The sequence below is a fragment of the Spirosoma arcticum genome, from assembly GCF_054779955.1.
The window spans coordinates 1-8,963 of record NZ_BAAGXG010000042.1; the positions used below are offsets into that span (position 1 = coordinate 1).

General features: G+C 47.2%; 12 protein-coding genes and 1 pseudogene. 8 read left to right on the forward strand and 5 right to left on the reverse strand.

The window, feature by feature from the left end; translation table 11 throughout:
* The first annotated feature begins 146 nt into the window (after positions 1-146).
* From ACYVHB_RS32560 to ACYVHB_RS32570, 3 genes are all read left to right on the forward strand, one after another.
* Positions 147-995 carry a hypothetical protein gene (locus ACYVHB_RS32560; RefSeq protein ID WP_461056226.1) on the forward strand — a complete coding sequence of 283 codons (849 nt, stop codon included), beginning with the start codon at positions 147-149 and terminating at the stop codon, positions 993-995.
* A gap of 116 nt (positions 996-1,111) precedes the next feature.
* Positions 1,112-1,882, forward strand: coding sequence for a transposase (locus ACYVHB_RS32565; protein WP_461056227.1), 771 nt, complete (start codon positions 1,112-1,114; stop codon positions 1,880-1,882).
* Positions 1,821-2,645, forward strand: a complete 825-nt coding sequence (locus ACYVHB_RS32570; RefSeq protein WP_461056228.1) for a transposase — start codon at positions 1,821-1,823, stop codon at positions 2,643-2,645. Before ACYVHB_RS32565 ends, ACYVHB_RS32570 begins: the two co-directional genes overlap by 62 nt.
* 44 nt (positions 2,646-2,689) lie before the next feature.
* On the opposite strand, the gene ACYVHB_RS32575 is transcribed toward ACYVHB_RS32570, so the two are convergent.
* Positions 2,690-2,941, reverse strand: a complete 252-nt coding sequence (locus tag ACYVHB_RS32575) for a hypothetical protein (RefSeq protein WP_461056229.1) — start codon at positions 2,939-2,941, stop codon at positions 2,690-2,692.
* Between the two features lie 470 nt (positions 2,942-3,411).
* Between ACYVHB_RS32575 and ACYVHB_RS32580 the strand changes: the two genes are divergently transcribed.
* Positions 3,412-3,531 (forward strand): WGxxGxxG family protein, encoded by a 120-nt coding sequence (locus tag ACYVHB_RS32580; protein ID WP_461056239.1) that lies wholly within the window; start codon positions 3,412-3,414, stop codon positions 3,529-3,531.
* Here ACYVHB_RS32580 and ACYVHB_RS32585 read toward each other — a convergent pair.
* Together ACYVHB_RS32585 and ACYVHB_RS32590 are read right to left on the reverse strand one after the other, a co-directional pair.
* On the reverse strand, positions 3,528-3,761 hold the full coding sequence (locus ACYVHB_RS32585) for an IS1 family transposase (protein ID WP_461056241.1): 234 nt from the start codon (positions 3,759-3,761) through the stop codon (positions 3,528-3,530). The genes ACYVHB_RS32580 and ACYVHB_RS32585 overlap by 4 nt on opposite strands.
* A 367-nt stretch (positions 3,762-4,128) precedes the next feature.
* A complete protein-coding gene (locus ACYVHB_RS32590; RefSeq protein WP_461056230.1) occupies positions 4,129-5,031 on the reverse strand; it encodes an SAM-dependent methyltransferase in 903 nt (300 codons plus the stop codon).
* A gap of 367 nt (positions 5,032-5,398) precedes the next feature.
* On the opposite strand from ACYVHB_RS32590, the gene ACYVHB_RS32595 reads away from it, so the two are divergent.
* The 4 genes from ACYVHB_RS32595 (at position 5,399) to ACYVHB_RS32610 (ending at position 7,259) form a co-directional block, all read left to right on the forward strand.
* Complete coding sequence (locus ACYVHB_RS32595; RefSeq protein WP_461056231.1) at positions 5,399-5,578, forward strand: hypothetical protein; 180 nt, start codon at positions 5,399-5,401, stop codon at positions 5,576-5,578.
* A 311-nt stretch (positions 5,579-5,889) separates the two neighbouring features.
* Positions 5,890-6,339 carry a DUF6640 family protein gene (locus ACYVHB_RS32600; RefSeq protein WP_461056232.1) on the forward strand — a complete coding sequence of 150 codons (450 nt, stop codon included), beginning with the start codon at positions 5,890-5,892 and terminating at the stop codon, positions 6,337-6,339.
* Positions 6,340-6,343: 4 nt separating this feature from the next.
* Positions 6,344-6,772 carry a nuclear transport factor 2 family protein gene (locus tag ACYVHB_RS32605; RefSeq protein WP_461056233.1) on the forward strand — a complete coding sequence of 143 codons (429 nt, stop codon included), beginning with the start codon at positions 6,344-6,346 and terminating at the stop codon, positions 6,770-6,772.
* A 49-nt stretch (positions 6,773-6,821) separates the two neighbouring features.
* Positions 6,822-7,259 (forward strand): nuclear transport factor 2 family protein, encoded by a 438-nt coding sequence (locus ACYVHB_RS32610; RefSeq protein WP_461056235.1) that lies wholly within the window; start codon positions 6,822-6,824, stop codon positions 7,257-7,259.
* 63 nt (positions 7,260-7,322) lie between these two features.
* Here the strand turns inward: ACYVHB_RS32610 and ACYVHB_RS32615 are convergent, their stop codons facing one another.
* Positions 7,323-8,174: a helix-turn-helix domain-containing protein gene (locus ACYVHB_RS32615; RefSeq protein WP_461056237.1), complete on the reverse strand. Its 852-nt coding sequence runs from the start codon at positions 8,172-8,174 to the stop codon at positions 7,323-7,325.
* A gap of 415 nt (positions 8,175-8,589) precedes the next feature.
* Positions 8,590-8,963, reverse strand: a pseudogene (locus ACYVHB_RS32620) (hypothetical protein); the annotation flags it as partial.

Below are 8,963 nucleotides of genomic sequence, written 5' to 3' on the forward strand. Positions count from 1 at the left end.
GGTATCCGTATAAAAAAGTTCGGTACGGAAATGTGCAATACCAAGCTGATAATCAGTTTTGTTCCCCTTTGTAAACCTATTCCAGTAGCATACGAGTGGCTTTCTGGATTAAACCCGAAATCTTTCATCGGTAACCAATCTTTCTAATGAAGGTGAACAACCTCAGCCAAGTTTACCTTACCCTTGTCCCCTTTGTGGTAGCTATACTTGGTTTTGCCTTAGGCCATAGTAGTTATAAGCTCTATATTCCCATTTGGCTCGTCCATGCCGGTTTGATGATCTTGGCCACGTGGATTCTGAGTAAACAGGCCATTCAAAAACAGAATGAGCCAAAAAGCCACCTTCTCATTAGCATCTTGTTTCTGATGGCTCCTTGGCTGTTCATTTCCATCTTTGCCGGTATGGGTCCCCCACCCACGACGGCCGCCAGTTGGGTAGCTACCGCAACTGAGCAACAAGTTCGCTACAGTATTCTCTTGATCAGTGGAGTACTGATCACCATTGGGTTTAGCTTCTTAAGAATTCAATTAAAACGGGCGGGTGAAGAGGTTTATTCGTTGCTCGGGCTGGTAGCCATTTTTCTGGCAATGCCCCTGTTCATGCTTAATATGACGTATTGGGGGAGCTTTTTAACCGAATCGTTCCGGATTTTTGTGGCGTCTGGTTCGGCGAAAAGACCGGACTGGTACTTGCCTTTGAGAGACCAATTTGCTTGGATAAGCGGAGTCGAGGTAGGGTTGACCTATTTAGCCACGGCTGCTTTCGGGGCCTCTCTAAAAACGACTCGTTGGTTTAAGCCAGGAGCTTGCTGGAGCTACATCGTTATTAGTTTACTCGGCTTTTTATTAAGCGTCTTACCTGACTTCTCGTTTATGCCCTTGACGATCGGCTCTTATTTAGCATCAATTCCAGCTATTCCTTTTATTATGCCCTACTTGATGGCGCTTAATCTACTAAGTCTTTCTATCACTACTCGATCGGCTCAAGAAATTTGATTATTTCGATAAAGCAGACTTGATATCATTTGGCAACCTCCCCAAAGAATCTCTTTATATAAGATCAGTGGCTGTTGCAAAAGTAACTCATTGAGGGATAGATAAGTTGTCAGCGTATGCTAGGCTATCATCCATCGAATACCTCGCTGGTTCAACTCGTGCCAGCCCACCACTTCTACCAGCTTCTCTTACGGGACGTGGACTTTGGCTTTGTCCGACCCTTGTTCGAACCCTTCTACAGCCCGATTGGACGACCATCCATCGATCCGCTGGTATTCGTTAAACTTCTATTAGTAGGCCATATAGAGAACATTACATCGAACCGTAAGCTGCTCGAATTAGCTACGCTGCATGTCGGTATCCGGGCTTTTTTAGGCTATGAGCTGGAGCAGTCCTTACCCTATCAAAGCACCCTCGCCCGTACGCGCCAACGCATCCCGGTTTCGGTATTTGACGCCTGCTTTAGTCACATCGTGGGTTTGTGCATCCATAAAGGGATGGTGAGTGGTCACACGCAAGTGATTGATTCAGCCTACATTAAGGCGAATGCATCTATGAGTCGGCTTAGACCTAAACCTACCATTTGGCCCTCTGAGGCACACCCTACTGCGTTAGGCAAACCAAGATCACCTCGGCTAACGGCCTCAGTAGACCGTTTACAGCACATCTACCGCTTCCATAAAAATATTCAGAAAGCGGCCCCCAATAAAGCCGGACAACTCCTGAGCAATCTCACCCATTATTGTCCGACTGATCCTGATGCCTGCATTGCTTTCAAAACCGGCAAGCCTCGCCAACTATCATACATGACGAGCGTAAGCGTGGATGCCGCCGCTTCGGCGGTCCGATCAGCATGTAATTACCCACATCCAGGCCAATTCGGCTGACCGGCGCGATAGCCGCAATCTACTGCCTATTGTCGACACGACTCAGGACCGCTTAAAGCGTTTTGGCGTGGTCATGAGTCATGTGGTGGCTGATGCGGGATATAGTTCAGGGGAAAATTATGAACAACTGGAAATCCGAGGATTAACTGGGTTCGTTTCTCCCCACGGCAAGTACAAGGACAAGCGACCCGGTTTTGATTACGATCCGAAGAGTGACCATTACACGTGTAGTCAGGGGAACCACTTGGCATTTGACAAGTTGTTGGTTGACAAGCAAGGAAATCCCAAAAAACGCTACCTAGCGAAAGCATCTGAGTGCAAGCACTGCCCGATTGGGGAGCCGTGTAAAGGCAAGAAAGCCAGCGAGAAACGGTTGTATGATACTTACTATAAAGCCCAATACGAGCGAGTAATAAAGCGGTTATCAAGTCGGTTTGGGAAACGGATGATGCGACTGCGGTCCGCGACGGTCGAGCCGGTGTTAGGCAGTCTGGTCAATTACTATGGGCTGCGCCAAATTAACACCCGTGGTCGAGAGGCCGCAGCCAAAGTGATGTATGTGGCCGCTATGGCGTATAACTTGAAGAAGTTCCTACACTTTACTTCCGTTGAACAAGGCGGAATGATAATTGCCCTGCCAGTACCTGATCAGTTTTATTATATACTGATCTACTTTTGCAACAGTCACATTAGTTATGAAACCACTCTTCGAAAAATGCCAGTGGTGACATACTATGTCACCACTGGCATTTTTACATTTTAGATAGTCTTGTCAAACCATACACGATTCGGCATAGTCCCCTGGGATTACTCGGCACTTTTCTTAGAGCCATTCTTAACGTACTCCACTCCTCTACCAATCAGCGTTACGTCTGTAAACATATTTGAGCCCTCATACTTGACATAGCCACGCCTATGGAGTTTTTTACCCATTGCATGGGCCTGATCCAGCGAAAAATCAATTCCTTTCTTCTGCAGTAAAACGACTATCTCTCCTGACATCTCGGGAGCTTCGTACAAAGCTTTTAGAAGTTTTGCTTCTATAGCTGTTGGATTCATGTTCAACGGTGGAGATTTGGCCATATATGAGGTCTTCCCTACGGTTGGGATGCCATATTGATAGGTTTTTTTCAAGCAGGACCGTGGGCGGCCCCGGACCGCCCCTAAGGGTACCTAAACCTCACTTATTAACTGAAAGATATAACAATGAAAACAGCGCTACTGATTACCTGTGTATGAAGAAACCAGCTAGCCAATTGACTATCAAGTGTTTATTGTCACGTTATAAAGCGGCTGTATACGAAAAATGTGTAACGCCTATTTTAGGCGATCACCTTGGTAGATTTACTATTTGGGGGCTGCTACCCATAGATGGGCTATGGGGACATACAAAACTGGACACTGCTAACAACTTGGTAAACGCACACTCAACGAATCAAACTAAAAAACAATGAATGTGATGAAAAGGACAGTCCGCTTATTTGTCGTGAGTGCTTTCCTACTCAGTCTTACCCCTGCATTTAGTCAAAATGGACAGGGGCGGGGAAAACGCATCCACAACGTCAACTCAGAATACCGAGAGAGATGATGATACCAATTGGGGATGGATTGGATTAGCTGGTCTACTGGGCTTATTGGTCATGCTTTAAAGGTGGACATTTAACTTGAAAAACAGATGGTTGATCAGCAAGCCAATCACCGTATCGTGCATCAAGACAGATTTTAAAAAACAGATCGTTCGACGGGCTAACCGCTTAATTCGGGTGCGTAAGTCTAAATGTTTTCGCTCGATGCTTTGCGTTTGATCTTTCCCTACCTGATGGACCTCGGCCGGTAATAGGTCCTGGTAAGCCCGCTCGGGCGGCCCCGCACCAATAATCGGTGAACCAGCGACTCACCACAATTCCTGACTCAGCTAACATCTTCAGCAACCGCCTGAAACTCGCATTCGTCCGCCCGCACCGGCGGACCGGACCAAACAAGAACGCAACAATCTCGCCCGTAGCATGATCTTCGACCCACGGCAGCGGCCGACCGTCATAACCAGCGCGGATTGCGCTTCTTCAATACATAGGACCACTGCTTGTCAGCTTCTAAGCGAATGTGTAACCTCGCTTCAACCCCTACATAAGCCGGGTTTACGGAGATGATTTGGTTAAGTGTACGCATCACGGTGTTCATCAATGTATAGACTAATTGGTAGACCTACTATTTTAGACAGCAATTTACGACAGAGACGCAATAAACTATACTTTTTCAAATACCAGCCGGTAATGGTCCATCGTCTCCTGCTGGAAACATACCCGGTTAGGGCTTACCCGGAACACCGCAATCAAGTCCCGAAAGGCTTTATCCGTTAGCAATTTGGGCAGCAGGGTAGCGTAAAGACCATACTTCTGCCAGTTGAAAGCCCGGAACCGCTTGCGCCACTGCCCGATAGTTTGGATATAATCCAGCCGCCCGCTGCTTTGGGAAACCAGCCTGAAAAAAGGTTGCGCAGTGCGGATCACCTGCTCAACGCTGGCTGGCAGCCACGATCCTGGAAACTGGGCAATCATCAGAGCCAGGGCGTAAGCTGGTGAATCGGCAGGAGCCAGGAGACTGATTTGCTCAAAAGGAATCATGTTTTTGCCAAAGACCATCGTCTGAATGTAAGCCCGTCCCCCGGTGGGTAATAAATCATTGAGTTTCATAAAGAAATCAGCGTAAACTGCCTCCTGCTGACCAGCCTGGTATTGCGCTATCGAGCAGAAGTGCTCCATGGCCCCCACACAGCTAATGGCATCGAAGAGGCCGTAATCGGCGGGGGTGATCTGGCGACAGTCTTTGATGTCGACAGTCATACCATTGGCCCGACACGCCTGGGCTTGCCCCTGCGAGAGTGTTACGCCTTGCCCAATGGCCCCGCGCTCTTTGATATAGTGGAGAAAAGGTCCCCAACCGCAGCCCAGATCCAGCACCCGCGAACCAGCCCCAATGCGCAGGCTGTCGGCAATGAACTGGTGTTTTTGGCGTTGGGCCTGCTCAAGGGTTAACGTGAAGTCACCATTGTACATGGCACCGCTGTAATCGCCGGTCTGGCCCATACTCAGACGGAAGATTTTATCAATGGTAGAGTAAGTAAAATCAAGGTCTTGTTGAGAGGCCATACTGCAAAGAAACAAAATGAAGCTTAAGCTAATTTAATCCCCGCCTGCTAAGAATTCGACTAAACAAATAGTAAAAAAGGTAAGACTCGCCGTACTGTTTCATAGAACAATACCATAAAACAGGGCAAAGGCTAAAAAGCTCATATATGTGGGGACTTTTTTCTGTTCTATAATCAGCTATATGTTAGGAAGCGCTGAAGCGACCGCTCCGGTACGGTCCGCCCCCGCGGGCTCGGCGCAACGGCCGGTATCGCACGGCAGCCGGTACGCCGGAGCGGGCCGACCGTCGGAATGCCGCACCACGGCGCACCGGCCGGAGCAGGACCGTAAGATATATAGTAAGCAACGGTTTGGTACCACGCGACCAATGAATGCTATGATGAATACAGGAGGTCTTTCTAAAGAATGTACTACTTCTTGCAATGCCTTTTTGATAGTTAATTCAGCCTTGCTTATTGTTTTCGTACAAAAAAATACTTTAGGCTTTATCGTTCATGAAATCCCTTGGCCAAATGGACGCTATTTGTTAGCAAGAGAAATAGTCTGACTCTTGCTACTAGTGCTTGAAAGCGTTCATGAAAAGGTTGCCTTTTTTAACGCTCACTATAAAAAGTACAAAACATTGCATAGGGAGGTAAAGGCCTGTCTTATGGCTGATTTAACGGAAAAATACTATTTTTCACAACTGAAATAGATTGACTATCGGTACGTAAAATAGCACCTCTGTTCACATGTAATCGCTCGTTTATTTATGAACAAGTCTGCAAGTATCTGCGAGTAGTTGAGCAATTTTTTACAAGATTCTAAATAAAGCCCCCTGCATTTTTGTACCGTCTAACTTCCGAACTGACTCTGGTGATGAAAACGGGAAAGCTTATTATATCTTTTGTAGCGGTTTTCACGGCAGTATCTCCTTATCTGGCCGATTGGAATCAAACCCACATTTATAATCCAGACTGGCCACCACATGCCAAGTTTCACAATGCACAAACCATGATTTTCGGAGCTTATTTAGGGCTGCTTTCGCTGTGGGCCCTGTGGGGTCGTAAAGACCTGGCCGACAAGGAAAGTCTCAACCAGGGTACCCTATTTGCTGCCCTCTACTGGCTGGCTCAATTACCGGCCATTCTTTTTCCGGGAACAGCGTTCAAAGATGCCAACGGGCTGACCATGCCGACTGTCCTCGGTATCCAGACCAACCAGGTGCTATTTAGCGTAGTCTTCATTCTACCTCTAATCGGGCTGGGCTACTACCTGGAACGAAACCGGATTTACCAATCATCGATACGTCAACCATTCATCAAGTAAGACCATGACTGAATCAACAACCCTCGAAATAGGTGCCTTGGAGCACCCCCTTGTCCAACGAATCCGTGCCTATCAGGCCGCTATGGCGCGGGGTGATTACGAAGCTGGAGCCACTGTTTTCGATCCTGAAGTCACCTACACCGTACCGGGCCACAACGTGCTGTCGGGCGTGTACAAAGGGCCAAATGAAGTGATGGGGTATCTGGGCAAACTCATGGAACTGACGAAGGGCACGTATGGCATTAGTGAAATGCACTGGCTCGTCAACGAGAAAGATCAGGTAATTCTGTTCATTAAAAATCACGCCGACCTCAACGGACGCTCCTTCACCTGGGAAGAAACAGTCCTGTTTGAATTCAAAAATGGCCGGAAATTTAATCTACAACATTTTCAGGCCGATCAGGCAGGAGTAGATGCCTTTCTGGGAATTTGAAAAACGCCTGCCGGGACCACTCCTTTTTGATCAGTACACCAACTCAAGTATGGAAACTCAGTATATAGTGGCTACGTCGGGCGAGCCGGGTTTTGCGCAGCTTCCGCCGGTCGAGGTGATGCAGGCGTTTATTGATGCCATTCAGCAGGGCGATACGGCCAAAGCAAAAGGCTTACTCACAGACAATGTGGTGATGACGATCCGGGGCAAAAGCCTGATTGCGGGCCAGCATCAGGGTGCCGACGCGGTAATGAACCTACTCAGCCAAATGGATGAACTGACAGGCGGAACCCATAAAATAGTCGCTACCTTGGCGTGGCTTGTCCATGAGAATCACATTCATACCGTTGTCGCTGAGACGGCCACCCGAAACGATAAAACTCTGAACTACAACCGGGCATTGGTTTTTGAGGTACGTGATGGCAAAATTGCGATGGGCCAGGCTTTTGAGGATGACCAGTATGCGTTCGATTCGTTCTGGTCCTGAAAACTGCGGCAAACCAATGGCCGCAGACCAATAGAGCAAGCTGGTCTGCGGCCATTTTTCCGGTTATCGAAACTGCCCCGGTGTTTGGGAGGTGAAGCGTTTGAAGCACTTACTAAAATGAGCTTGGTCGAAAAAGCCCAGTTCTAAAGCTACATCGACGATTTGGCTTCCTTTTTTAAGCAGTTCTTTAGCTTTACAAATTTTCAACTGGGTTTGGTAGTCATGGATGGTCATCCCCGTTTCTTTAACAAATGACCGTAGGAGATGAAATTTGCTTAGACCCGCTACATCAGCCAAGAAAGCCAATGAAGTAGGCTGGGCAAAGTTGTCGGCCAGACACACTTTCACTGCTTTGACGGCCTTCTGTTCGTTACCCAGCGTTCTAATACGAAGCTTTGAACTGCTCCGGTTAGCTAAAACAGTGGTAATCCAGCCCAAAAAGCGGGTCTCTTGTTCGAGGTTGGAGGAAGGCTGTTGAAGCGTTGAAAAGAACCAGGCCGTATGCTTCACGAATTGATTGTTAAGAAAATTATTCGTCATCAACAGTTCGTTAAAATCCACATTGACCTGTTTGCCATCTGTCATCTCTTCAACGGATTGTTGAAGTCGTTGCGGGGTGATAAAAGCGAAACAAAACCGGAGCGTCTGCTCTCGTACTAGATCTTCAGCGTGTATCTCAGCGGGCTGAATAATATATAACTTTTGGGGCGTGACGAGTATTTTGCTTTTACGGTAGGTGTTTTCGATAAATCCCTGACGGACGAAACCAATCTGATACTCATCGTGGAAATGAGGAGATTTTAATTTTAGTTTAGTTTGGGGCTGACGATTTTTAACTTCCCATTCCTGCATCTCCATCCCTTGGCTGATTTTAAATATGCTCGCTCGGGCATTCTCAGTTTTGATCTCGATCACAGCTGTACGAACGGATTTGTAGGATAAAACAGACCCAAAGCCAGTCACTCGACTGTTCTCACAGCCGTGACCAGGCTAGGTCATTCTTAAAACGGGCCCGTTGTGTCGTTGTTTATACTGAAGATGAAGTTTAGCACCAAAACAGGTTTTAGAGCAATAGCATTAAAGCTTCATCGCTTAGATTATTTTCATTACACAAGAAGTATTATATAACACACCTCGAAATAACACAACGCCCGACTATGCTTACTGCATGGTCGGGTATTGCACTTTACTACTATATAGCCTAAATTATGTACTGTCAGCGTTCGCTCTCACCAACAGCGATAGTCATCTTTTGAATAGGATTCGGTACGGGGTTCCCGTGTCCCGCTAAGAGAAGCGATGGATTAAAAGTTAACAGTTTTTTTGCTGACTACTGGGCTAAGTCTCGATCCCAAGTGTAGAGACCGGGCGGGGGAAACCAGACATAGGTACGAGCTGAAGTAGCTACCCCGTTCAGAGTTGAATACGCGTCGCCCGCCAATAATGTATTGTCGCGTACATCGACAAAACAAACATGTCCGGGGGTAAGACCCGGTGTAGCAATCACGCGTAATGACCCAATCATATCCCCTTCCTCAAATGATTCCATTGGGATGCGAACCATTTGAAAATTGCCGTGTAATTCCTTCTGCGGTTCATTTTGATCTAATGGACTTGCTACATTTGACTGGAGACGGATTTTAGGCACATTTGGGAACAAACCCAAAAGTACCCATGAAGAAAAGACGTGTATTTGACCAGACA